The sequence below is a fragment of the Haloferax sulfurifontis genome (assembly GCF_014635105.1).
Lineage (GTDB): Archaea > Halobacteriota > Halobacteria > Halobacteriales > Haloferacaceae > Haloferax > Haloferax denitrificans.
Genome location: NZ_BMCI01000007.1, coordinates 1 through 24280, shown reverse-complemented (window position 1 = coordinate 24280; position 24280 = coordinate 1). Strand labels below are relative to the sequence as shown.

Genomic DNA, 24280 nt, shown 5'->3' with positions numbered 1-24280 from the left:
GGCCGGGGATACCAGCCTTTTTCCTTCGCTGGCCCCTCGAACAGACGTGTTCTTCTCCACACTCGTGTCGGTAGTCGAGGGACTCGTCCCGGCGGCCGTCACGGGCGATATGCTCGTCGTCTTCGCGCTCATTCTCCTGTCTCTCGTCTTGTTCGCCACCGAGTGGCTCCCCATCGACGTGACCGCCATCGTGGTGATGGTCCTCCTGATGATGCTGGAGCCGTGGACGCAGATTTCGCCGCGAGAGGGCCTGTCTGGGTTCGCCAGCCCCGCGACCATCACCGTGCTGGCGATGCTCATCCTCAGCACGGGCGTCAACCGGACCGGCGTCGTCCAGCAAATCGGGCGGAAGATGGCCGAGTTCGCCGGCACCAGCCGCACGAAGCAACTCGCCGCGACGATTGGCGTCACCGGCCCGGTGTCGGGATTCATCAACAACACGCCGGTCGTGGCCATCCTCGTCCCGGTCGTCGTCGACCTCGCGCACAAGGGCAAGACCTCGCCGTCGAAGCTCCTCATGCCGCTTTCGTTCGCCTCGATGCTCGGCGGCACCCTGACGGTCATCGGCACGTCGACGAACATCCTCGCCAGCGACATCGCGGCCCAACTCGGACAGGAGTCGCCCGGTCTCGGCCTCCACGCCTTCGGCATGTTCGAGTTCACCAAGCTCGGGGTCATCGTCTTCGCGGTCGGCGCGGTCTACCTCATGACGGTCGGTGTGCGCCTGATTCCCAAGCGGGTGCCCGCCGAGGACGACCTCGTCGAGGAGTACGCGCTCCAGGAGTACCTCGCCGACGTGGTCGTCCCCGCGGACTCGTCGCTCATCGGGCAGACCGTCCAAGAGGCGCTCGGCGACGACGACCTCGACATCGACGTGCTACAGCTCATCCGCTACGGCGAGCAGTTCCTCGAACCGCTGGCCCGCAAGGAGATTCACGAGAACGACACGCTCCGGCTCCGCACGAACCGGGAGACGCTCGAACGAATCATGCGCTCGGAGGGGCTCACGTTCGTCGGCGGCCCCCGCTCGGAGAGCGAACTTCACCCGGGCGAAGAAGAGCCGGTCATGGTCGAGGTCGTCGTCCCCTCGGGCTCGTTCCTCGTCGGCGAGAGCCTCGCCAGTTCGACGTTCCGACAGCGCTACGACGCGAACGTGCTCGCCTTTCGGACCCGCGGGAAGGTCGTCCGCGACCGGTTCGAGGACATCGACATCCGCGTCGGCGACACGCTCCTCGTGCAGGCCCCGCCCGACAGCCTCACGCGCCTCGTCCAAAACGAGGACTTCATCGTCGCCCACGAGTTCGACGACGTCGACTACCGAACCGAGAAAACGCCGTTCGCCGTCGCCATCATCGCCGGGGTCGTCGCGCTCCCGGCGTTCAACGTCCTCCCCATCGTCGTCTCGGCGCTCGGCGGTGTCGTCGCGATGATTCTCACCGGCGTCCTCAAGCCGAACGAACTGTACAAATCGGTCGAGTGGAACGTCATCTTCCTGCTCGCGGGCGTCATCCCGCTCGGCGTCGCGCTCCAACAGACGGGTGCCGCGGCGCTCCTCGGCGACGCCGTCGCCTCGACAGCGACGGTCCTCCCCGCAATCGGCGTCCTGTGGGTGTTCTATCTCGCGACCGGGTTGCTCACGAGCGTCATCTCGAACAACGCGAGCGTCGTGCTCATGATTCCGGTCGCCGCCAGCGCCGCCCAATCAATCGGGGCCAACGCGTTCTCGTTCGTCCTCGCCGTGACGTTCGCGGCGTCGACGGCGTTCATGACGCCCGTCGGCTACCAGACGAACCTGTTCGTCTACGGTCCCGGCGGCTACAGGTTCTCCGACTTCCTCCGCGTCGGCGCGCCCCTGCAGTTGCTCCTGTCGGTCGTCACCGTGGCCGGCATCGCCTTTTTCTGGGGCGTCGGCGCGTAGGCGCGTCCTCTCGGCGCGCGAGCCGGCGGAAAAACGTTCGTCGGGCGCTCGTTCGCGCGCCGGTCGTCTGTCGTCGGTCAGTTCGGGCGGTCGTCGTCGCCGCCGTCGGCCCGCATCGACCGGTTGGGGGCCGAAGCCGCGGGCGTCGCGGTTTCGCGGCCCGGTGCGCCGCCGGCCGCGCGCCCGGATTCGAACCGCGCGACGAGCGATTTGAGCTGTTGTGCGCGCTCCGACAGCGACGAGGACGACGCCGCAATCTGCTGGGTCGCCGCCGTCTGTTCTTCGGCCGCGGCGGAGACGTTCTGCGCCTCGGACGCCGTCCGGTCGCTGAGGTTCGTTATCTCGTCCATCATCGTGACGACCTCTTGGGTCGACTGCGCCTGCTCGTCGGTGGCGCTACTGATAGACTGGATGGAGTCGTTGCTGTCTTCGATTTTGTGGACGATTTCCTCGAGCACGTCGACGGTCTCGCCGACGGTCTCGCGGCTGGCTTCGACCTCGGCCTGCGTCTCGAAGGTGTCCTCGGCGACGTTCTCGGTCGACTGCTCGATGTCGCCGATGAGCGAGTCGACCTCCTGGGTCGCCTCGGCGGTCTCCTCCGCGAGCGTCTTCACCTCGCTGGCGACGACGGCGAACCCCTCGCCCGCGTCGCCCGCGCCCGCCGCCTCGATGGAGGCGTTGAGCGCGAGGATGCTCGTCTTCTCGGCGATGTCGTCGATGAGGTCGACGACCTCGCTGATCTGGGTGACCGACTGCTGGAGGTCTTCGACCTCCGTGACGGTCTCGGTCGACCGCGACTCCAACTGCTCCATCTTCTCGATGGTCGAGCTGGCGGCCTCCTGGCTCTCCTTGGCGCGCCCGACGGTCTGTTGGGACTGCCGCGCGATTTCCTCGGACGACGAGGCGATCTCCTCGATGGTCGCAGAGAGGTTGCTCAGTTCGGACTCGGCGGCGTTGAGGTTCCGGTGTTGCGTCTCGTTGCCCGCCGAAATCTCCTCGATGCTGTTGGCCACGTCCGTGCTCGTCGTCTTCACGGCGTCCGCGCTCGCGGTGACCTCGGAGCTCTCGTCGTCGACCTGCTCGGCGAACGTCTGTATCTGGACGATGACCGAGTCGATGGCCTCCAGCATTTCGTTGAACCCGCGGCCGATGCGACGCATCGCGTCGTTGTCGCTCTCGGCGTCGACGCGGACGGTGAGGTCGCCGTCGGCGGCCGTCTGCATCGCGTCGCCGTAGCTCTCGGCCTGCCGTTCGAGGTCCGTCGTGAGCGCGTCGAGTTCGCGCCGCCGGGTCTCGGCGTCGTCGACGAGCTCTTTCATGTCCGCGACGATGGCGAGCGTCGCGGTGCCGCCGATGGCGAAGACGGCGACCGTGGCGGTCATGAGCGGCGAGGTCACGAGGTTGAATATCTCGGTGTAGAAGCCGAGTTTCTCCATCGTGAGGCTGACCATCCACAGAATCGCCAGCACGGAGGCGAACGCGTACGTCAGCCAGAACGACGCTTCCGCGTCGGTGTCGCGGTAGTTGAGCCACGCCAGCACCGCCGCGCCGATGAACCCGAGGGTTCCGATTGCGTCGAACAGCGCGTCGATTATCACGAGGCGTCACCGCCCTTGATGACGTTTTTCCGGCGGAGGTACGCCGCCGCGAAGAACGTCACGCCCGCGAGTCCGATGCCGAACGAGTGCTCGACGAAGTTGAATACTGACCCGAGGAACAACGCCTCGACGTTCGTGGCTACGATACCGACCACGAGGAGGACGTACCCCGCGGCGAACAGTCTGGTCTCTTTCCTGTACTGCGTGATAACCGGTATTAGCCCGACGAGGGCGACGGCGAGCGCGGTTACTTCGAGTGGTGATAAGTCGGCTAACATCTATCCTCTCGGTTGAGCTAATCACGTTGTAAACTGTTCGCCCAAAAAATCACGTTTGACATCTCTCGTGTATATTACCTGGGACATTTCACGGAATGCAGTGGTATAGTTTCGTGCGTCCATTTTTCGGCCGGGGACCGGCCCGCGAACGCAACCCTTACCGCCGCGCTCGGGAAACGCCACTCCATGCGCGACCACTTCGAACTCCGCGACGGGGACCTCGCCGGCCGCATCGGCCGCCTTTCGGTCCCGCGTGCGGGGGTCACCGTCGAGACGCCGGCGCTCCTGCCGGTCGTCAACCCGAACATCGACACGATTTCGCCCGCGCGACTGGAATCCGAGTTCGGCGCGGACATCCTCATCACCAACTCCTACATCATCAAGACGAACGAGCACCTCCGCGAGGAGGCGCTGGACGTGGGCCTCCACGAGATGCTCGACTTCCACGGGGCCATCATGACCGACTCGGGGTCGTTCCAGCTCGCCGAGTACGGCGAAATCGACACGACGACCGAGGAGATTCTCCAGTTCCAGCGCGACATCGGCACCGACATCGCCACGCCGGTCGACATCCCGACGCCGCCGGACGTGGCCCGCGAGCAGGCCGAGACGGACCTCGAAATCACCAGGCAAGCTCTCGCCGACGCCGAGGCGGCCGACACGGGCGAGATGCTCGTCAACGCGCCCGTTCAGGGGTCGACCTACCCGGACCTCCGCGAGGAGGCCGGCCGCCACGCCGACGCGACCGACCTCGACGTGTTCCCCGTCGGCGCGGTCGTGCCGATGATGAACGCCTACCGCTACGACGACATGGTCGACGCCGTCGCGGCCGCCAAACGCGGTCTCGGCGTCGACGCCCCGGTCCACCTGTTCGGCGCGGGCCACCCGATGATGCTCGCGCTCGCCGTCGCGCTCGGCTGTGACCTGTTCGACTCCGCCGCCTACGCCCTCTACGCCCGCGACGGCCGTTATCTCACGGTTCGCGGGACTGAACACCTCGAAGACCTCGAGTATCTCCCGTGTACCTGCCCCATCTGCACGGAGCACTCGCCCGACGACCTCCGGGCCGCGGGGTCGAAACGACAGGAGCAACTGCTCGCCGAGCACAACCTCCACGTCACCTTCGCCGAACTCCGCCGCATCAAGCAGGCCATCCGCGACGGCGACCTCATGGAACTCGTCGAGGAGCGCGCCCGCTCGCACCCGGCGATGCTCGACGGCTACCGGGCCCTCCTCGACCACGCCGACCAGCTCGAACGCGAGGACCCCGCCTCGAAGGGCGCGTTCTTCTACGCCTCCAACGAGAGCGCACACCGACCCGAGGTCGCCCGCCACCACGCCCGCATGGACCGCCTGACCGCCGAGGGGCACGTCCTCCTCACCGAGGGCGGTATCCCCTCCGGCGACGACTTCGACGCGACGTGGCGCGTCGTCCCGCCGTTCGGTCCGTTCCCGCGGGCGCTGTCCGAGACGTACCCGCTCACCGCCGAGGTCCCCGAGCGACTCGACCGCGACGCCTACGAGCAGGCCGCCCGCGGCGTCTCGCGGCTGGTCGAGGAGAACCCCGACGCGGCGTTCACGCTGGCGCACGACGACTGGCCCGAGTCGGCCCTCGCTCGCGTGCCCGACTCGGTCGAGTTGGAGTCGCTGTCGGCGGTCTCCGAGCGATTGGCCGACGAGGAGTCAGACGACGGGCGTGAGGAGGGCGACTCCACCGAACTGTCAGACGAGTGACGTTGTCCCAGCCGGTCGCGTCGGCGTCTGCCGGTCGATGCTCTTAGGTTCACCCGACGTATCAACGAACACGATGGAGGCTGTCCTCTGGTACGTGCTCACGGGAACCCGCGGCGGTGAAAACCGTGTGCGCATCCTCAAGACCGTCGAGGAACAGCCCAGAAACGCCAACCAGTTGGCCGAGACGCTCGACCTCGACTACAAGACCGTCCGGCACCACCTCGACGTGCTCATGGACAACGACGTGGTCCAGCGAAGCGGCGATGACTACGGCGCGGTCTACCTCCCGTCGCCGCGGTGTCGCGCCAACTGGGAGACCGTCGAGACGATCGTCGAGCGGATGGACTGAGCGTGCGAGACAGGGACGCGGTGATTATGGAAAGATTTGGGAAAGCGTATATCAGGATGACGGGGAAAGGGGAGAACGAATGAGTATCTGGGTGGACGTCGCGACGGTCTCCTCGGGCGTCAACGTCGTCGTGCTCCTCGCACTGTCGGCGGTGTGGGCCCGAAACTACCTGACCTTCAGGTCCAAACACGCCGTCGGCCTCCTCGTGTTCGGGGTGTTCCTCCTCGCCGAGAACGCGCTGGCGTTCTACATGTACATCCTCGACCCGACGCTCTCGGGGTGGTTCAGCACCGACGTACCCGTCATCGCGTGGCGACTGATGATGCTGTTGCACGTCTTCGAGACGCTCGGCCTCGTGTTCCTCGCGTGGATTACGTTCGACTGAACACGCCGCGCGCTCCCCGCTCCTTCTGATTTTCCGCGTCGCCGCCGACTCAGTCCCGGTGTTTCCGCTCGTGAGTCGGGTGCTCGGAGATGAAGACGCTCGTGTGGTCCGGCACGTCTTCGGTGACCCACGAGTTCGCGCCGATGCTCACGTGGTCGCCGACGGAGACCGCGCCGAGCACCTTGGTCCCCGCGCCGATGACGACGCTGTCGCCGATGTCCGGGTGGCGCTTGTACCCCTTCTTGAGCGCGTGTTCGTCGTCTTCGTCCTCCTCGAAGTGGAGCGCGCCGAGGGTCACGTCCTGATAGATGCGCGCCCACTCGCCGATGGTCGTCGTCTCGCCGATGACGACGCCGGTGCCGTGGTCGACGAAGAAGTAGTCGCCGATGGTCGCGCCGGGGTGGATGTCGATACCCGACTCCATCTTCGCGTACTCGGCGAGTTCGCGGGCGTACGCGGGCGCGCCGGCCTCGTAGAAAGTGTGGGCGACCCGGTGGACGACAATCGCCTGCACGCCCGGATACGACCGGATGATTTCGACGTAGCCGCGGGCGGCGGGGTCGCCCTTGTACGCCGCCTCCACGTCTTTCTTCAGCGTCTCGCGGATGTCGGGGAGTCGCCTGACCACCTCGTCCACGATTGGCTCGGGGTCCTCGTCCGTGTAGGGGTCGATGCCGGAGTAGCAGAGCGCGCCGAAGTTGGCGACGGCGTCGCGGAGGAGTTCCTCGTCTGCGACCCACGGCCCCGCGTTCCAACAGCGGGGAAACAGGAGGCGCTTGATGAGGTCTACGTCCTCTCGCAGGTGGTTCCGCCGCGGGAACGAAAGCGACGTGTCCGTGGGGAAGGGGTCGTCGTCGGCGCGGTAGGACGCCGCGAGCCCGAGATGCGCGTCGCCCGTGTAGCTGTAGGACATCCGATAGCGATAGTTGGTGGACGAACGCTATTTAACCTCGTCTCATCGGGCCCGATTCGCCGCCTTCGCGTCGCGGGTCGCCCGGTCGAACCGACGGCAGTCTGCCGTCGTGTTCGCCCCTGAGACGGGGTGCTCCCCAATCCCTGGATAAGGCTTCTGGCCGCCGAAATCGGGCGACTGGGGACACATCGGGGAGAGATTTGGGTGACAGTTCGGAAAATCTTCTTTTAAATATTCGTCCCCCTCTGAGACATGCGACGCACACTCGCAGTGCTGATGACACTCGTAGTGGTCGTCGGGGGCGTCCCGGCGGCCGCCGCGGCACAACAGGAGACCACGGCCGTCTCCTTCGAGAACCAAGCGACGGGCGGCACGACCGTGACGGTCGACTCCGTCACGCTCCCCGAGGGCGGCTTCGTGACGATTCACGACGCCTCCGTCACGGACGGGAACGTCCTCGGGAGCGTCGTCGGCTCGTCGGCGTACCTCGACGCCGGCACCCACGAGGACGTGACCGTTCACCTCGACGAACCAATCGACGAGTCCGGCACGCTCGTCGCCATGCCCCACATGGACACCGACGGCGACCGCGTCTACTCGTTCGTCGCGGCCAACGGCGAGGCCGACGGCCCGTACACGGCCGACGGGAGCGCCGTCGTCGACACCGCGACGGTCGACGCGAGCGCGACCGTCTCGATGTCCGACCAGCCCACGACCGGCGACTCGGTCGTGGTCGACCGGGTGGAACTCTCGCAGGGCGGCTTCGTGACGATTCACGACGCGACGGTCACCGAGGGCGCGGTGTTCGAGAGCATCCGCGGCACCTCGATGTACCTGCCCGCCGGCGTCCACGAGAACGTCCGCGTCGAGCTGGACGCGCCCGTGACCGAGAACACGACGCTCGTCCCGATGGCGCACATGGACACCGACGGCGACGAGACCTACACCTTCCCCGAGTCAGAAGGCGAGACCGACGGCCCGTACACGGCTGACGGGAGCGCCGTCGTCGACACCGCGACGGCCACGCCTTCGGACACCGCGAGCGTGAACTACACCGCGCAGGCCACCGGCGGCTACTCCGTCGTCGTCGACTCGGCGTACCTGCCCGACGGCGGCTTCGTGACGGTCCACGACGGCACCGTCACCGAGGGCGCGGTGTTCGAGAGCATCCGCGGTACCTCGATGTACCTCGAACCCGGTCTGCACCGCGACGTGCGGGTCACCCTCGACGCGCCGCTGAACGAGACGACCACCGTCGTCCCGATGGCGCACATGGACACCGACGGCGACGAGAACTACACCTTCCCCGAATCCGAGGGCGAGGCTGACGGCCCGTACACGGCTGACGGGAGCGCCGTCATCGACAGCGGCACCGCGACCGTCTCCGCCAGCGTCGACTACACGACGAAGTCGTCGGACGGCGCGACCGTCGTGGTCGACCGAGTCGAACTCTCGCAGGGCGGCTTCGTGACGATTCACGACCCGTCGCTGTCGGGGGGCGCGGTGTTCGACAGCGTGGTCGGCACCTCGATGTACCTGCCCGCCGGCGTCCACGAGGACGTCGAAGTCACCCTCGACGAGCCGATTCGCTCCTCACAGGTGCTCACTCCCATGGCGCACATGGACACCAACGACAACGAGGCCTACGACTTCGTGACCAGCGAGGGCGACGCGGACGGCCCGTACACCGCTGACGGCGGCGCGGTCGTCGCCAGCGCCCACACCTCGGTCAACGCGGTCGTGACCGCGATGGACCAGTCCGGCGACGGCGCGACCGTCACCGTCGAGTCCGTCACGCTCCACGACGGCGGGTTCGTGACGGTCCACGACGCGACGGTCACCGAGGGCCAGGTCTTCGAGAGCGTCCGCGGCACTTCCGCGTACCTCGAACCCGGCACCCACGAGAACGTCGAAATCACCCTCGACGCGCCGTTCGAGGAGTCCGGCACCGTCGTCCCGATGGCGCACATGGACACCAACGGCAACGAGGTCTACGACTTCGTGACCAGTGAGGGCGAAAACGACGGTCCCTACGTCGCCGCCGGCGGCGCGGTCGTCACCACGGCCGACTACACGGTCGAAGGCACGATGACCGAGACGACGACCGACTCGATGACGGACGAACCGACTGAGACGATGACCGATGAACCCGCGACCGAGATGGGGGACGAGCCGATGGAGACGACGACCGAGTCGTCCACCGACGCGCCCGGCTTCGGTCTCGTCGTGGCCCTCGTCGCGCTCGTCGCGGCGGCGCTCGTCGCCGCCCGGCGTCGGTAACCCCGCTGACGACGCACCGGCCCACCACCACACAGAGGCACCCTCTTTTCGTACGCCGCGCGGGCCAGAAAAGCCACCCCCGCGCGGCACGCCCCCCGCTTGGGGTTATTTCGATTGCTTCATCCGCGACGCGTAGTCCCACGTGTGCATCCGCTCGGGTCGAATCCGAATCACGACCTCGTCGCGGTCGGGCGAGAGCAGTCGCTCGGTCAGTTCCGAGTCGGTGTCGCCGAGATAGCGCGTGATGAGTCGCCGCAGAACGTCCTTCTCCGCGTCGGGTTCGACGGTGGCGGTCCCCCGGCCGCGGACGCCCCGGTACGGCGGGTCGTTGGTCGAGATTTCGAACGCCACGTCGTCGTGAGCGCGGAGGAAGCGCACCACGTCGGCGTCGGCCGCGGTGGCACACCGGAGTTCGGCCGTCTCGGGGTCCCACTCGTACCACAAAGAGAGCATCCAGAGGTCGTCCGCCGGGGTGCGACACGAGAGTCGGACCGGGACGGCCGCGTCGGCGAGGAAGTCGTCGACGCGGGCGCGTGACCACGGGCCGGTGGGGTCGGAGGCGTCCATACCTCCCCTTGGGGTGGCGGGGGCTAAGTCGTGTAGGCCGAGTGGTCGGTCTCGGTCGCCGGCCGCGCCCGCAGAAGACAAGTTAATTGCCTATCGGGGGCCGAAAGCGGGTATGACCGATTACTTCGAGGTTCACGCCCGCGACGGCGCCGCCCGAATCGGGGAGTTGCGGCTCTCCGACTCGGTGACGACGCCGGCGGTCGTGGACGACGTGCTCGCGGACGCCGGCAGTCTCTGGGCGGCCGAGCGCGAGCTCCCCGACGGCTCCGACGACGTGCTGACCGTGCTCCCGCATCGCTCGCTCCCCGCCGGGAGCGCCGACGAGGTGCGCGAGTCGTTCGCCGTGGACTACCCCGCCGTGGACTACCCCTCGGCCGCCGTCGTCACCGCCGACACGGCCGACGACTACGGCGCTGACGCCTACGTCCTCTCCGACGCGCAGGGCTTCGTCGGCCACGCGCGCGCCTTCCGCGACAACGTCATCGAGGCGAAGGAGAACCTCCCCGCCGACACGGCGCTGATGCTCTCGGGCGTCGCCACGCCCCGGAACGTCTCGCTTCTCGTCTACGCCGGCGTCGACCTCGTCGACGAGACGCTCGCTCGCGCCCGCGGGCTGGAGGGCTTCTACTTCACGAGCGACGGCGAGTACTTCCTCGAAGACCTCGACGAACTCCCCTGCGCCTGCGAGGCCTGCCGCACGCCCGCCTCGGAGTTCACCCGCGCCGACGCCGCCGACCACAACGCCAACGCCCTGCGCGCCGAACTCGCGCGGGTCCGACGCCGCGTCCGCGACGGTCGGCTCCGCGACTACGTCGAGGGGCAGGCCCGCCACGGCCAGTGGCTGACCGCCCTGTTCCGCCGGTTCGACCAGCAGTACAACTTCATGGAGGAGCGGGTCCCCGTCATCCGCGACTCGGAGCTCACCGCCGCCTCCGAGGAGTCCATCGACCGCGTGGAGATTCAGCGGTTCGCCGACCGCGTGACCAAGCGCTATCGGAACCGCTTCGACAACCCGCTTGTGCTCCTGCCGTGCTCGGCGAAAAAGCCCTACAGCGAGTCCCAGAGCCACCGGCAGTTCCAGGAGGCCGTCCAGTACCGCGCGCACATGGTGTCGATGACCTCGCCCATCGGCGTCGTCCCGCAGGAACTCGAACTCACCTACCCCGCCCAGCACTACGACTCGGTCGTCACGGGCGACTGGTCGGAAGACGAGAAGTCGTTCGTCGCCGAGGTGCTCCGGCGCTATCTGGAGCGCAACGACTACCCGCGAATCGTCGCGCACGTCCCGCCGGGCGCGTACACGGAAATCGTCGAGCGCGTCGCCGACGACCTCGGCCTCGACGTGGAGTTCACCGTCTCCGAACACCCGACGACGACGGAGTCCATCGGGAACCTGATGCGGACGCTCGACGGCGAACCCAAGTTCACCCGCGAGGAGCGCGAGCACAACGTCGTGAAGGCCCTCGCCGACTACCAACTCGGCCCGGACGCGGGCGACGCGCTCTTTTCGGACGTGGAGCTGGAGATGACGAGCCGGTTCCCCAAGCTACAGGTGTGGAACGACGCGGGCGTGCAGTTGGCGACGATGGTCCCGCAGTACGGCGTGCTCTCTTTCACCCTCGAAGGCGCGAAGGTGTGGCGCGACAGCGACGCGCCGACGAAGAGGGTCGAAATCGACGGCTTCGTCCCCCACGGCTCGGTGCTCGCGCCGGGCGTCGTCGACGCCGACGCGGACATCCGCCCGGGCGACGAGGTCGTCGTCGAGGGGCCGAAGGCGTTCGCCATCGGCCGCGCGGAGATGGGCGGCCGCGAACTGGTCGAGTCCACCCGCGGCGTCGGCGTCGAGATTCGCCACGTCGAAGAGCGGTAGTTCGACTCGGTTCGGCGGGGGGCTCCGACTCGACCCGAAAACCGCCCGACACGCCGTAGACATCACCAACATAACATTTCAATGACTATTCGTGACGCGGTGGTTAATCAGCCTTTGAACGCCGCTATATCGGATTTATCCCCGGTTTTCTATGCACCCGAGTATGGCGGAAATATCACGCCACTATAAATTTAAGTAGCATCCCGGCCCAACGTGGGCAATGATGGTAGAACGACACAAGGGGCGAACGGAGTTCGACGACCTCCCCGACGAGGGAGCGGTAGACTGGACGATTACCCATGCGCTGTTGGCGGCGAGCGATTCGACCTCGCGGGCCTTAGAATCGCATCTGTTGCGGGCGCAGTACCACCGTGACGCCGGGTTCGACACGGCGGTGACGGAGCGCCACATCGACGACGCAATCGACCGACACACGCGGATTCTCGAGGATTTGCGCCTCGCGCGCGACGCGCTCGAACACCGGTAACCCGCCCGAGGCCGCCGCGCTGACGCCCTCCGCCGCGCGAACCCGGCTCGGTGGCCGTTCACATAAGTTGTTTATTTAACAGCGGCTACGAACAACCGTGTATGAAGTTGGCCGTCCCAACTGACTTCGACATCCTCGAGGCGCTCGCAGATAGGAGGCGAAACACCGCCGTGAATCTCTCGTATATCCTCGATAAGAACCGATCGTACATCAACACGCGACTGCCGATTCTCGCGGACTACGGCCTGTTGGCGCGCGTCGGGCCCGCGCCGAACTCCGGGCTGTACGAAATCACCGACAAGGGGTTGGTCGTCCTCGACAACCGCGACCAGTACCGAGCCGACGGCGTCGACTTCGACGCCCTCGTCGAGTCCGAACTCAGGGCGCGGACCGACGAGACGGACGCGTAACGCGAACGACGCGCCGAAACCGAAGGTCGGGACGGCCTTCGGAGGCACCCCGGCGCGCTGTTTCTCGCGAGCAGTGGCGACTCCGCTCGGTCCCGCGTTCTCGACGGCGTCCGCGATGTCGGTAACCGCCCGCGCCGTGATGCGGCCGTCGCCGCCTTTTTGCCGCCTTGCCACCCAGTTCGAGGCATGGCTGTCGAACCACTCTCGCTCGGCGTTCCGAAACCCATCATCGACTCGCTCCCGGAGGCGGACGGCACGGCGGCACAGGACATGCAACGCGCCGTCGAGGGGCTCGAAACGCGGCTGAACCGCGCCATCGAGGGCGCCGACACGGAATCCGAGGCCGCCGGTTACGTGGTCGACGCGCTCGAACGTCTGGAAGGCCACTACGAGCGCTACGACGAGTTCATCCCCGAGCTCCGCGCGTGGGGGCAGTCGCCCATCTACGCCATCGCGTGGCGAAACCTGCAGGCGGACCTCATCCTCCAAATCGAGGAGTACGAGTGGCTGAAACCGCACATCGACCGAGAACGAAATCTCCGACTGGTCGAAGACGGCATCAGATTCGGCAAGTAGTTGCGACGCCCGCGGTTCTGACTGACGGTCTGTTTTCGGACCGAACGCCTTTCTACCATCAGTTGTGTTTGTCTCATACAATATTCTTGTATTATGGGAAATTATAGAATTAAATTAAATAATCTTATAAATATATTTTTATCTATATTGTCTCGTTATTTACTTAATTATGCTCTAATCGGCCACATATCCAATATTAAATGGCGATTGCGATGGAAAGTGCGAGTATTAATTCTGGCGTCCATCATTCTTCACCCTCACGTAGTATTTCACAATTAAAACTATTCTGTGGTTGGGGATCGAGTCGACCGTGTTCGCTCGACCGGTAACTCTCCGGGCGGTCGTGAATATCGCTGTCGCTCGCAAAGATTGGTCGCGCGCCCCGTGAAGGGTGACCGAACCTAATGGGGAAGGGGGGGAAGGGGGGATGAGTTCGGTCAGTGGATGCGTCCGAGGGGTTACTCTGTACGGTGATGCATCCAATTAGACACAATCGCTTCGAATATATAAATGATTCTGATTATCAGTCTGTCGAACAATCCGGCAGAGGTGTAACGAATATAACGTCGTTACATCTGCTGAAACGACTATGCGCATCGGTGACAGAGTACGCGTCATGGCGGACCGTTCCTCTCCCCGTCGTCCCGAAGACGCCTTCGCCCGGGCCACCACGCACATCGACCGCGCTGAAGAACTGTTGTGGGAATGCACCCGCGACCTCCCGGACAACGCGGACGACGAGTTCGCCCGGCTCTTCGAGGGGTTGTGGGCAGTGCAGAACGAACTAGCGCAGGTGTCGTTTCCGGGGGACTGCGCCGACGAGCGCGGCGGCCCCTCGCGGGGGGGTTTCGACTTCCCGACGACCGACGACTGACCGCGGTTCGACGCCGGGTGAGCTTCGCCTTCGGGCGGTTCGGCAGACGCGATTTCGCTACTCTACCTGTCGCTCTATCCACTCGCTCGCGTCGACGACGAGTTCCGACAGCGCCTCCTCGACGGGCACGTCGCCCGCGAGACCGACGCTCCATGTGACCTGCGACTGAATCGCCTGTAGATTGAGCATCGTGTTTTGGACCCGCGACGCCAGTACCACCGGAACCGTCGCGTCGAACCGGCGGATTCCTTTGACCGCCTCGACGCCGTCGAACGCCGGCGGGGCGTGGAGGCAGACGACGAGATGCACCGGCCCCTCGGTCAATCGCTCGAACAACACCCGACTCGACCTCACGAACTCGACGTCCACGTCGCGCTCTGTCGCTATCGGACCCGCCGGTGGCGGACCGTAGGCGAGGATGCGCGGCGTCGCCGCTATGCTAATCTCGGACACGCGTCCGACTGTTCGCCGAGGGAGTATTTGACACTTTCTCCGACCCGAGACCACACCGGGCGCGGACGGCGGTGGCACGCGGGACCGCTCGCCGGCGTCGCCGGTTGTCGTCAGTCGTCGGTCGTCGATTCAGAACAGGGAATCGAGGCGGTCGTCGACGACGGCCTCCGTTTTGTCTTCGCTGGCGGCGGCGTCGGCGTCCCGTTCGCGGCGAGCCCGCTCGGCCTCGACGCCGGTCGACCGAACCTCGGCCACGCGGTCGCTCCGCGACACGTCGCCGAGGAGCACGAGCACGCCGACGTGGTTCGACTCCGGAAGCGGGTAGTCGCCGCCGCGGACCTCCATGCTCCCGGTCTGCTCTTCGACCCACGTCCGACTCCGCTCGATGGCCTTCCGGTTGAGCCACTCGGGCGGGCCGCTGACGACGACCAGTCCCCGAGAGGCGGAGTCGACGTCGCACGGGAGCGTGAGTCGCCCGAGCACCGCCTTCCGCGTCTGGGTCGTGATGCGGTTGATGGAGTCGAGTTCGTCCGCCGACGACGACCCCCCGCCCAAGAGTCCCGAGATGCTGAATCCGCCGCCGCCGTCGCTCTCGGGGAGTTCGCTCGCCGCGTAGCCGATAGTCGAGATGCCGCCGCCGCGGAGGGTGTTGATGACCTCCGAGGAGTCGACGACGCTCTCGCCGACCGACCCCGACTCGCCTACTTCGCCCGAGGCCAAGAGGATGCCGAGGCGGCGCACGAGTTCCTCGTTCATCGACTCGTGGGCCGCCGCGACGTCCTCTCCGCTTTCGGCCCACGCGCCGTTGTCGAACGCGAACACGTGGTCGGTCACGTCCACGAACGCCTTGAGCGACCGCGCGGCGTTGCGCGAGTAGAGCGCCCCCTCGTCGGCGGCGGGGAGGACGCCGACGCCGTAGATGGGCTGTTCGTAGACGCGGTTGAGGTGCTTTGCGAGCACGGGGGCCGCGCCGCTCCCCGTGCCGCCGCCGAGACCCGCGAAGATGAGAAACGCGTCGGCCGTGGAGGTCGGCGCGCCGTCGGTGCCCCGCAGGAGCTGTCGGCTGTCGCGCTCGGCGAGTTCCGCGGCGAGTTCGTTGTCCGCGCCGACGCCGTGGCCGCTCACCTCGTCCGCGCCGAAGAGGATGCGGTTCTCCTCGGGAACGAGGTCGAGGCCGCGGAGGTCGGCCGACGCGGTGTTGTACGCGACCGCGTCGACGACGTAGTCGGCGTTCGTGCGCTGTTCGTACCGGAGGAGGGCATCGAGGACGTTTCCACCCGCTTGCCCCACGCCGAAGCAGAGGACCTTCATCGTCTCTCTTTGACACGTCATCAGTGGTGAATCTTCTGTTAGTACACTGTCACAGCCAGACTCGGACGCGCCGCCGACGGGGTAGTTCTATACGACCCCCGCGAGAACCATCGGCAGACGCCATGACCTGTCCGCGGTGCTCACAGCCCCTCTCGACGCTTTCGTTCGACGGCCGCGCGGCGCGCTACTGCGAGCGATGCGGCTTCGTCGGCGTCGAGACGGTCCACGAGCGCGACGCGCCGAGCCGAGAGTCGTGGGACGACGCGATAGCCCGCTTCCACGAGCGGGCGCTCCGCGAGGCGCGCGAGCGGGACGGGAACGCGGGCGGTGCTGGCGGAGCCGACGGCGGCGAGTCGACCGACGGCGACACCGAGGTCGAATCCGAGCGCAACGAGGTCGGCACAGAGGACGACGAGGACCACACAGAGAGCGACGAGGACGACAGCGACACGACTACCGACGCGGCTGATGCCGGTGACGACGAGGCCGACGACGAAGCCACCGACCGCGAGCCCAGTGACTCGCACCTGAAAAACGGGGAGGACGGCGACCGCGGGGACCGCGCGGGCGACGAGTGACGCGCGCTCGCGCGTCGCCGGCGGCGCGTCGACCTCGGTCGTGACGTACTGTCCGGTCGGGAGCGTCGGTTCGGGTCGGCGTTCAGTTCGATTCCGGCGCGGCTTCGGCTTCCGGTTCGGGCTCGGAGGTGCTCCCGTCGGACTCCTCTTCGGAGCGGGCGGCGACGAGCGACCCGCGGGCGACGCTGTACAGGGGGCGGTCGATGCTCCGGACCTCGTTGACCGAGAACGGAATCGTCGAGTCTTCGAGGTGGTGTTCGAACAGCTCTTCGAAGCCGTCGGGGCTGGAGGTGCCGCCGGTGACGACGACGGGCACGTCGAGGCCCTCCTCGATGTCCTCCTCGTCGACCTCGCGTTCGATGTTCTCGATGACGTAGTCGAGGAGGTTCTCGTAGTAAATCGACAGCGCGCCCTCGACGCCGCCGACGTCGGTGCGGAAGTCGAGCTGGAAGTCGTCTTCCTTGATGGACGTGACCTTGTCGACGGCCGTGCCGGTGGCCTGTGCGGTCTGCTGGTCGATCCAGTCGCCGCCGCGGGCGATGGAGAACTGCATGACCGGCACCGCGTAGTACGCCAGACAGATGTTCGTCATGCCCGCGCCGAACGAGACGCCGAGGCCGGTGAAGTTGTTGTCGGCGAGTTCGCTGTAGATGACCGCCATCCCCTCGTTGATGGGTTCGGGGTCGTAGCCCATGTCGCCGAGCATCGATTCGAGCGTCTTGTCGTGATACAGCGTCGACAGGTCGGAGTCGATGGGGTCGGCGGGACTCGAATAGAACAGGCGCTCGTTCGGCCGGGAGGGCGAGCCGACGACCTGCTCGATGATGAGCTTGATCATCGGAATCGCGGAGGACTCCTCGCTGGAGAGGATGCCGTGTTGCATCGGCCGTCGCGTCTCCTTACCGAAGATGTTCGCGAAGTTGAGCGCGTCGTCACCGACGACGTACACTTTGTCGTCCTTGCGGATGTGGAGCACGTCGCTCCGCGAGAGCATCTGCTCCGCCATGTCGCTGTAGTCGATTTCGACGAACGAGTTTCGTTGCTGGACAAATACGGTCTCACTCCCATCCTGACTCGCGGACAGGATGTTCATGGTTCCTACGTCAAGGCCTTTCGCCATACCTCACGCGTCGCAGGGCTGTCGCATAAATCTGTATGCGCTCTTGACGTTCAGTTCGGTCGATGAATGTAACGCCGAACGACGCCGAGTCGATTCCCAACCGACGGCCCGGCGTCCCGACCCGACTCAGGAGAACAGTCCGCGAATCCGGTCGACCAGTCCCTCGGAGTCCTCGCGTTCGGCTTCCGCCTGCTGTTGCTTCCGTAACTCGGCCAGCGCGGCGGTCTGGTCGTCCGTGCTGTCGCCGACCGCCGTGTCTTGCTTCCCGCCGCGGAGGCCCTGCAGGCCGGCGACCGCGTCGTCGACGCCCCCGCCGCGCGTCTCGGTCGCCTTCGCGTTCTCGAAGCTCGCGCGGTCGACGTCGTCGACGGCGGAGGTATCGAGCTTCAGGCGGGTGGTCTCGGTCTTGCGGACGCCGCCCCACGACAGTTCGCTGTCCGACAGCGCCTCGTCCATGTCGCGGCGGACCTGCGCGGCGACGGCTTCCTCGTCTTCCTCGTCGGCCGCGTCTGACTCCGCGTCGTTCCCGCCCGCGGCGGGCCCGCTCGTCCTCGCGCGGGCGAGTTGGAAGCCGACGAGCGACGTGCCGCTCGCGGCGACGACCGCCACCGCGCCGAGCGAGTAGACGCCGACGATGCGGCCGCTCCGGTCGGCGCTCGCGGCGACGTTCCAGTTGTGGGGGTACGCGCCGACGAACTGGACGACGGCGACCGCGCAGACGACCAGCCCCGCGCCCGCGAGGAGCTTCGGGAACCGGTACCGCGAGGGGAGCAGGACCACGACGGAGGCGAGGAGGAGGGGAATCCCGAGCGCGCCGGTGACGCCCGCGACCTCGCGGAGTTCGTACTTGAAGATGTTCTCGGGCGGGATGCCGCCGCTCCACACCACCGCCGCGAGCGCGACGGCGAGCAGTCCGATAGCCGTAAAGAACAGCGCGAAGCCCGCGTAGACGGTCGTCTCGTCGGGGTCGGCGTCGACGTACCGTCGGTAGAGGGCGATGAGGGTGTTCTGCCCGTCACTCGACATACCTCAGACCATTCCCCCGCGCGACATATAATGTTCGCCGCGGGCTTCGTCCCGCCGCCGGCGGCCGACCCGACGCCGCGTCACGGGCCGCCGGCGCGCTCGACGGTCACGTCGTAGGCCGCGACCGTGTCGTCGAGGGTCGCCTCGGTGAGCGTCGGGTCCGCGTCGAACCGCGCGCTGGTGAACCGAGCGGGACCGTGGACGACGGTGTCGCCGAACGCCGCGGCGTCCGTCACGTGCGCGTACGCGAAATCCAGCCGCCCGCCGATTTCGACGCCGAAGGTGAGCGTTCCGACGGTGCAGTCCGAGAGGTCCACGTCGCGGGCGACGCGGACTCCCGAACAGAACAGCTCGTCGCCGAAGCGCGCGTGGTCGCAGACGACGCTTTCTTCGACGACGGCTTCGACCAACCGGACGGGCGACTCGGCCGAACAGACCACGTCGGAGAGGTCGAGCCCCCCGTCGACGGTCGCGCGGACGAACGACGCCGGCCCCGACTCGAACCGCGCGCTCCGGAAGCGGAGCGCCCGGCCCTCGACCGTCGCGTTGTCGAAATAGACCGGGCCGTCGAACGCGCTGTGGGTGAAGTCGACGGTCCCGCCGCGGGCGGTGAGTCCCGTGCAGTCGACCCGGTCGCCGAAGGCGGCGGTCGTCGCGTCGATGCCGCCGTCGACCGTGAGTCGGGTCGCGTCGACGCCGCCGTCGACCGTCAGGTGTTCGAGCGAGAGGCCGTCGTCGACGGTCGCCGCCGCGGCGACGACGTCCCCGCGGACGCGACAGTGCGCCAGCGAGAGCCGATGGTCGCACGTGGCGCTCCCGAGGTCGAGGCGGCCGTCCAGTCGGGTGTGGGAGAACCACGCCGGCCCGCCGAAGTACGCCTCCGCGACGGACACGTCGTCGTCGACGACGCCCTTCCTGAACGTCGCCCCGCCCTCGAAGCGCGCCGCAGTCGCCACGACCGTCTCGGCGCTGAAGCCCGTCGCGTCGAAGCGCGCGCCGAAGCGCGCCTCGCAGAGCACCCAGCGGTCGCCGGCCTGCAGGTGGCGACAGCTGACCGCCTCGGACGCGTCGAGACGTTGCATGCACACCGCGCCGCCGACCGAGACGCGGTCGAGGCGGAGCGCGCCGTCGAGCGTCGCGTCGCGGAGGTCGATGTCCGCTTTCACCATCGCGCCGCGGAGGTCCAGCGACGCGTCGGACGCGGGCGTTACCCCCGCGAGGTCGATGCGCTCGAACGCCCCACCGACGAACGCCGAGGGCCGCGCGTCGTCTTCGACCGCCTCGCGGAGCGCCTCGGTGACGGCCGCGGGCCGCGTTTCCTCGACGGGGCGATGGAACAGACAGCGGTCGGCGCCGTCGCTCGCGGGGTGCGGACACCGCCACACCGACGGCGACTCGTCGGCGCCCGTCTCGTCGGCGGCGTCGAAGACGTGCTCGTAGGCACAGCGACCGGTGTGTTCCACGTCACTCGACCGTTCGTCGGTATCGCGTAAATAGATTGTCACGATGTCGGACGCGTCGCCCCCTCGGGCTCGCGGCCGCCCCCGTCGCGGTCGCTCGGGTCACTCCCCGGCGAACGGAGCGTCGACTTCCGCGTCGCCGACGACGGCCGACAGCGTCGCCGCGAACTCGAAGTCGCGGGCGGGCAACGCGACCATCCGGACCGTCTCGCCGGTGCCGTCGCGGAAGCCGACGACCGTCCGGTCCGATTCGAGTTCGACGGAGCAGTCGGCGAAGACGGGCCGGTTGAGCTGTATCGTCCGCACCGCTCGCACTTCGTCGGGGGTCGCCTGCGCGCCGTCGTGTCGAATCTGGACGAGTCGCGTCTCGGTCAGGAGCACCGTCATCTCCTCGTAGTGGCTGACCGACCGGAGCGTCTCGCGCTCGCCGACGAACTGGTGAATCGACTCGTAGAAACTCACAACTCGCTTACTCTATCCACTCGTATCAACGTATCTACACAGTAGTTCACCGACGACGAGTTTCCCGTCGGTGCGGGTTGCGAGGCTCACAACCCGCGTTCGGACGGGCGGGCGCCGACCGCCTGTCAGAGGCGAGCAGGCGGGACGGGTCGCCGTAACTGGGCAATCGTGCTGTCCACATCCTGACCAACGCGACTGCCCGCCGTACAGTCGTCGGCCGGACTATATCAACGTATGCCTAGCGGCGCGGTCGGTCGAACGCGGAGCCGCCGCGGTCAGTCGGCGGCCCCGAGCGCCGGGTCGCCCGCCAAGACGACGATGTCGGCCATCCCGCGCACGGACTCGAACGGAACCCGGACGCCGCGCGGACCGACCTCCAACTCCTCCGGCGGGTCTTCGACGGAGACGAGAAGCGCGGTCACGCGGTCGTCGTCGAGGTCGACACAGAGGTCGACGGCCTCGCCCAATCGCTCGCCCGAGGCGGTGTACACGGGGCGGCCTTCGATGCTCGGAATCGGTTCGATGCCCGTCGGTGACTGGGGGACCATACCTCCGGTATCGGACGTGTCAATAAAAAACACCACGGTCGGCGCAGGTCGTGTCGGTCCCGGAGCTCCGACGCTCGCGGTGCGCTCGGTCCGGACGCGGTATCCGGATTCGGCGCGCGTCGCCGCGACTGGAAGGTCGTCGTAGGCGCTCGTGGCGGCGTGAACGGCGAATATCCATAATTTCCGATACGTATTTAGACTCACCTAACAGATAACCATCTGGTCAGGATAATTAAGTCTCGGTGTTCCTTCCGTAGACCCACCACCACTACCGAGGCTTCTGACCACATTCTGGTCTCCGAAGTCGCCCGCGAGCGCGCGCTTTTCCCGCGCGGAATCCGTTGAGTCGTCGTCGGACGGCCGGTGTCGCTCTCGTCGCTGGAGGGCGTTGTTCACGTTTATGTTACTGTATCTACACTCTCAGATATGGTAGACAATCCGACACGGGCGTACGGCGCGCTGGTCGTGGTCGTCGCGGCGGCCGTCAGCGGTGCCGTCATCCTCTCGGGATTCGTCGCTATCGACTTCGTGCTCGACGCGGTCACCGTCTGGGGCTACATGGCCGCGGTCGGCGTGATGGTCGTCTGCGCGGTCGTCAGTTGGCTGACCGACCTCCCCGGTATCCTCTCGAGCGAGTTCGGGGGAAGCGGCCGGTAAGCCGCCGGGGAACGGCCTCGAAAACGCGACGCGCCCCGTTCGACTCCTCTGCGATCAGTCGTCGTCCCGCTTCTCGTCGGTCGTAATCATCGATTCGCGGATGTCCTGTAACCGCTCGGTGCCGCGGAGTTCGGACATGTTCACGCCCAGCGCGTCCGAGTCCTCGTCGGTGGCGACGCCGCTCGTGAGGATGCTCCGGACGCCCTCCTCGACGGTCATGTCGATGTCGTACACGTCGTCGGCGGGGATGTAGGTGAGCAGGCCGCCGGTGACGGGGTTCGGCGCGAGCGGGAGGAACATCGAGACCATCTCGCCGTGGCCGGTCGACTGCTCGATGGTCGCGGGCGAACCCCCCGTCTGGAAGCCCAGTACGTACACGTCGTCGTCGAAACACTGGACGAGTTTCACGTCCTGGAACTCGTCGGCCCCCTCGTCGAGGACCACGTCGCCCATGCGGCGGAAGCTCTTGTACACCGTCCCGACGCCCGGAATCGACGAAATCACGAGGTCGAACGCGCCGATGATTTTCTCGCCGTACTGGTTGCGGCCGACGGTCCCCACGACCGCGACGATGCCGAAGAGGACGAGTAGCGCCACCAACTCGGTGAAGAAGTCGACGACGAACGAGTAGACGCCGAGGTCGATGAGGAGGCTGATGAACTCGACGCTCTCGAAGCGGCTGATGACGCCCGCCCAGCGCAGGAGGTCGATGAACGGTTCGAGGGCGTTTCTGACGAAGTCGATGCCGACGCGCAGGACGTACAGCGTGATGACGATGGGAATCATAATCGCCACCCCCGTCAGCAGGGTGTTGTACGCCCGTTCGTACAGCGACTGGCCGGTCTCTTTGGCGCTCACGGCGAGCGTACCCGGCGAGCGCGGAGGGTCTGCGGAGGACACGCCCGGAGATTTCCGTGGGCGGTAAAAATAGTACTGGCAGTCGAACTGTCCGGATTTTCGAGTCGTGTGTCGGCGCGGACGCTCGCGGGCGTTCGGCGAGGGCGAGTCAGTCGAGCGCGACGAAAACGGGGACCACGAGCGGGCCGGGAGGGACGAGTACGGGAACCGTGAGCGACGACGAAACCCGAGACGGCGGCCCGCGCCGTCCCGAAGCGGGGTCAGGAGACGACTTCGAACCGACCGACCGAGAGGTCGACCGCGAGCTGTTCGCGCGGGTAGACGAACTCCTCGTCGTCGTACGTCGTCCGGACGGTCTCGTCTTCGATCTCCACCACCGTCTGTTCCGTACACAGCGTCGAATGCCGGATGGTCGACCCCTCCGTGATTACGTGCGGGGCGACCTCGAGCGTTTGCGTCATCGTTTCTCTAACGGACGGTATCGAGTATAATTCTTTCGCAGTTCACGATGATTATCGTTCGAATGTAGTTATATAGTGGTATTGTCGAGTAAATTGTGCACTTTCTGTTGTGGTTGCCTTCACACCGGTCGGTGTCGCTCTGACGGACCCGCGCGTCCTAAAGACAGCAGTCGGGGGAACCGGACGCGCCCCTCTCGGGTGCGGCACCACTCTCGGTCGGTACTCGCGTGATTCGACGCGGCCCGCGAGTCTGCGGTCGCCCCGGCGCGTCAGTCGCGCTCGAACGGGTCGGGGTCGGGCAGTTCGTCGTCGAGAACGGCCGCCACGGCGTCGACGAACGGGTCGTGCGCCGACAGCGCCTCGCGGAGCGCCTCGTAGTAGGCGACGGTGTCGCCCGCGAGGAAGCGGGAGTCGACCCGCCAGAGCGTCCGCCCGGTGCCGAACTTGCCGGCCGGGAGGTCGTCGTGTTCGTCGCGCACCTCGTCGAGCGCCGCGACGAGCCGCTCGCGGAGCGCCGCGTACGGCGAGTCGCCGGAGAAGTCGGCGTCGCCGTGGACGCCGTCTTCGAGGTGGAGTTCGAGCCGGAACTGCCCGCGCTGGAGGGCGCGCGGCGTCGGGTAGTGCTCGAAGTGGAGGTCGTAGCCGCTGTCGCGGCCGCGCTCCCACGCCGCGGGGGTGACGCGGCCCCACGGTCGCCCCGAGTCGAGGGCGTGCCACGCGTGTGCGCCCGCCGGCGGCGACGCGCGGAGGTAGTCGGCCCACTCGTACTGGAGGACCTCACGAGCGAGCTTCGCTACGGCGTCGCGGGTTGCATCGACCTGTAGCTCGTAGTCGAAATAGAAGCTCGTTTCGTCCGCGGTGTCCGGGCCGTTCATACCTCCCTGCTAGACGCCCACACGGATAAAGATTCGACACAGACTCCCGCGAGTCCGTGCGTCTTCCCCGCGAACCCGCGACTACGTGGGCGTCGGCGGGCAGTTCTGTCAGTTGGCGCTCGATCAGTCCCCGCGCCGCATCGCGTCCGACCCCAAGCAGAGCAACGCACTATAGTAACAATTAGAAATAATTGCTCACATTTGGAACTGAAAGTTGTTCGAGGGCGGTGTC

General features: G+C 66.8%; 26 protein-coding genes. 12 read left to right on the top strand and 14 right to left on the bottom strand.

Translation table 11 applies throughout. From position 1 onward, the window contains the following. Window positions 1-46: 46 nt before the first annotated feature. Window positions 47-1918: an SLC13 family permease gene (locus IEV64_RS16950; RefSeq protein WP_004967337.1), complete on the top strand. Its 1872-nt coding sequence runs from the start codon at window positions 47-49 to the stop codon at window positions 1916-1918. 77 nt (window positions 1919-1995) lie between these two features. Here IEV64_RS16950 and IEV64_RS16945 read toward each other — a convergent pair whose 3' ends face one another. Continuing rightward, window positions 1996-3516: a methyl-accepting chemotaxis protein gene (locus tag IEV64_RS16945; protein ID WP_188424629.1), complete on the bottom strand. Its 1521-nt coding sequence runs from the start codon at window positions 3514-3516 to the stop codon at window positions 1996-1998. Continuing rightward, window positions 3513-3794 carry a hypothetical protein gene (locus tag IEV64_RS16940; RefSeq protein ID WP_188424627.1) on the bottom strand — a complete coding sequence of 94 codons (282 nt, stop codon included), beginning with the start codon at window positions 3792-3794 and terminating at the stop codon, window positions 3513-3515. The genes IEV64_RS16945 and IEV64_RS16940 overlap by 4 nt, the downstream gene beginning before the upstream one ends. Before the next feature lie 186 nt (window positions 3795-3980). Between IEV64_RS16940 and tgtA the strand changes: the two genes are divergently transcribed. The 3 genes from tgtA to IEV64_RS16925 all read left to right on the top strand — a co-directional run bounded on the left by tgtA (window position 3981) and on the right by IEV64_RS16925 (window position 6262). Then, the gene (tgtA, locus tag IEV64_RS16935) at window positions 3981-5528 is read left to right on the top strand and encodes a tRNA guanosine(15) transglycosylase TgtA (protein WP_188424626.1); all 1548 of its coding nucleotides are present in this window, start codon (window positions 3981-3983) and stop codon (window positions 5526-5528) included. A gap of 73 nt (window positions 5529-5601) precedes the next feature. Next, window positions 5602-5877: a winged helix-turn-helix domain-containing protein gene (locus IEV64_RS16930; RefSeq protein WP_004041883.1), complete on the top strand. Its 276-nt coding sequence runs from the start codon at window positions 5602-5604 to the stop codon at window positions 5875-5877. A 79-nt stretch (window positions 5878-5956) separates the two neighbouring features. Further along, window positions 5957-6262, top strand: coding sequence for a DUF8036 family membrane protein (locus IEV64_RS16925; protein ID WP_049917628.1), 306 nt, complete (start codon window positions 5957-5959; stop codon window positions 6260-6262). A gap of 49 nt (window positions 6263-6311) precedes the next feature. Here IEV64_RS16925 and epsC read toward each other — a convergent pair whose 3' ends face one another. After that, a complete protein-coding gene (gene epsC, locus IEV64_RS16920) occupies window positions 6312-7175 on the bottom strand; it encodes a serine O-acetyltransferase EpsC (RefSeq protein ID WP_188424625.1) in 864 nt (287 codons plus the stop codon). A 276-nt stretch (window positions 7176-7451) separates the two neighbouring features. On the opposite strand from epsC, the gene IEV64_RS16915 reads away from it, so the two are divergent. Beyond that, window positions 7452-9455 (top strand): DUF7282 domain-containing protein, encoded by a 2004-nt coding sequence (locus IEV64_RS16915; RefSeq protein ID WP_188424783.1) that lies wholly within the window; start codon window positions 7452-7454, stop codon window positions 9453-9455. Between the two features lie 105 nt (window positions 9456-9560). On the opposite strand, the gene IEV64_RS16910 is transcribed toward IEV64_RS16915, so the two are convergent. After that, window positions 9561-10022, bottom strand: coding sequence for a pyridoxamine 5'-phosphate oxidase family protein (locus IEV64_RS16910; protein WP_188424624.1), 462 nt, complete (start codon window positions 10020-10022; stop codon window positions 9561-9563). A 112-nt stretch (window positions 10023-10134) separates the two neighbouring features. Between IEV64_RS16910 and arcS the strand changes: the two genes are divergently transcribed. From arcS to IEV64_RS16885, 5 genes are all read left to right on the top strand, one after another. Beyond that, window positions 10135-11892 (top strand): archaeosine synthase, encoded by a 1758-nt coding sequence (gene arcS, locus IEV64_RS16905; RefSeq protein ID WP_188424623.1) that lies wholly within the window; start codon window positions 10135-10137, stop codon window positions 11890-11892. Window positions 11893-12112: 220 nt separating this feature from the next. Next, the gene (locus IEV64_RS16900; protein ID WP_007276056.1) at window positions 12113-12379 is read left to right on the top strand and encodes a DUF8103 family protein; all 267 of its coding nucleotides are present in this window, start codon (window positions 12113-12115) and stop codon (window positions 12377-12379) included. Window positions 12380-12480: 101 nt separating this feature from the next. Beyond that, window positions 12481-12789 (top strand): hypothetical protein, encoded by a 309-nt coding sequence (locus IEV64_RS16895; RefSeq protein WP_004967326.1) that lies wholly within the window; start codon window positions 12481-12483, stop codon window positions 12787-12789. A 186-nt stretch (window positions 12790-12975) separates the two neighbouring features. Further along, a complete protein-coding gene (locus IEV64_RS16890) occupies window positions 12976-13365 on the top strand; it encodes a DUF7971 family protein (protein ID WP_004967325.1) in 390 nt (129 codons plus the stop codon). Window positions 13366-13981: 616 nt separating this feature from the next. Continuing rightward, entirely contained in the window at window positions 13982-14239 is a 258-nt protein-coding gene (locus tag IEV64_RS16885; protein ID WP_007276055.1) for a hypothetical protein, read from the top strand. Between the two features lie 57 nt (window positions 14240-14296). On the opposite strand, the gene IEV64_RS16880 is transcribed toward IEV64_RS16885, so the two are convergent. Both IEV64_RS16880 and IEV64_RS16875 read right to left on the bottom strand, forming a co-directional pair. Next, on the bottom strand, window positions 14297-14692 hold the full coding sequence (locus IEV64_RS16880) for a histidine kinase (RefSeq protein ID WP_049920650.1): 396 nt from the start codon (window positions 14690-14692) through the stop codon (window positions 14297-14299). A 129-nt stretch (window positions 14693-14821) separates the two neighbouring features. Then, a complete protein-coding gene (locus IEV64_RS16875; protein WP_188424622.1) occupies window positions 14822-16003 on the bottom strand; it encodes a tubulin/FtsZ family protein in 1182 nt (393 codons plus the stop codon). 122 nt (window positions 16004-16125) lie between these two features. Here IEV64_RS16875 and IEV64_RS16870 point away from each other — a divergent pair, with 122 nt between their 5' ends. Continuing rightward, window positions 16126-16581 (top strand): zinc finger domain-containing protein, encoded by a 456-nt coding sequence (locus IEV64_RS16870; RefSeq protein ID WP_007276053.1) that lies wholly within the window; start codon window positions 16126-16128, stop codon window positions 16579-16581. Window positions 16582-16663: 82 nt separating this feature from the next. On the opposite strand, the gene IEV64_RS16865 is transcribed toward IEV64_RS16870, so the two are convergent. The 5 genes from IEV64_RS16865 to IEV64_RS16845 form a co-directional block, all read right to left on the bottom strand. Beyond that, window positions 16664-17701 (bottom strand): disk-shape morphogenesis protein volactin, encoded by a 1038-nt coding sequence (locus IEV64_RS16865; protein WP_449271543.1) that lies wholly within the window; start codon window positions 17699-17701, stop codon window positions 16664-16666. 126 nt (window positions 17702-17827) lie between these two features. Continuing rightward, window positions 17828-18727, bottom strand: a complete 900-nt coding sequence (locus IEV64_RS16860; RefSeq protein WP_007276051.1) for a cell division protein CdpA domain-containing protein — start codon at window positions 18725-18727, stop codon at window positions 17828-17830. 80 nt (window positions 18728-18807) lie between these two features. Further along, on the bottom strand, window positions 18808-20190 hold the full coding sequence (locus IEV64_RS16855; protein ID WP_007276050.1) for a pentapeptide repeat-containing protein: 1383 nt from the start codon (window positions 20188-20190) through the stop codon (window positions 18808-18810). 99 nt (window positions 20191-20289) lie between these two features. Then, complete coding sequence (locus IEV64_RS16850; protein WP_007276049.1) at window positions 20290-20649, bottom strand: hypothetical protein; 360 nt, start codon at window positions 20647-20649, stop codon at window positions 20290-20292. Between the two features lie 275 nt (window positions 20650-20924). Then, window positions 20925-21197 carry a PRC-barrel domain-containing protein gene (locus IEV64_RS16845; protein ID WP_004967316.1) on the bottom strand — a complete coding sequence of 91 codons (273 nt, stop codon included), beginning with the start codon at window positions 21195-21197 and terminating at the stop codon, window positions 20925-20927. Window positions 21198-21623: 426 nt separating this feature from the next. Between IEV64_RS16845 and IEV64_RS16840 the strand changes: the two genes are divergently transcribed. Then, on the top strand, window positions 21624-21854 hold the full coding sequence (locus tag IEV64_RS16840) for a hypothetical protein (protein WP_004967315.1): 231 nt from the start codon (window positions 21624-21626) through the stop codon (window positions 21852-21854). Window positions 21855-21908: 54 nt separating this feature from the next. Here IEV64_RS16840 and IEV64_RS16835 read toward each other — a convergent pair whose 3' ends face one another. From IEV64_RS16835 to IEV64_RS16825, 3 genes are all read right to left on the bottom strand, one after another. Next, window positions 21909-22712, bottom strand: a complete 804-nt coding sequence (locus IEV64_RS16835) for a DUF502 domain-containing protein (RefSeq protein ID WP_188424781.1) — start codon at window positions 22710-22712, stop codon at window positions 21909-21911. Window positions 22713-22972: 260 nt separating this feature from the next. Then, window positions 22973-23173, bottom strand: a complete 201-nt coding sequence (locus tag IEV64_RS16830) for a hypothetical protein (protein ID WP_049917654.1) — start codon at window positions 23171-23173, stop codon at window positions 22973-22975. Between the two features lie 269 nt (window positions 23174-23442). Next, the gene (locus tag IEV64_RS16825) at window positions 23443-24048 is read right to left on the bottom strand and encodes an acetyltransferase (protein WP_188424621.1); all 606 of its coding nucleotides are present in this window, start codon (window positions 24046-24048) and stop codon (window positions 23443-23445) included. Window positions 24049-24280: the final 232 nt, after the last annotated feature.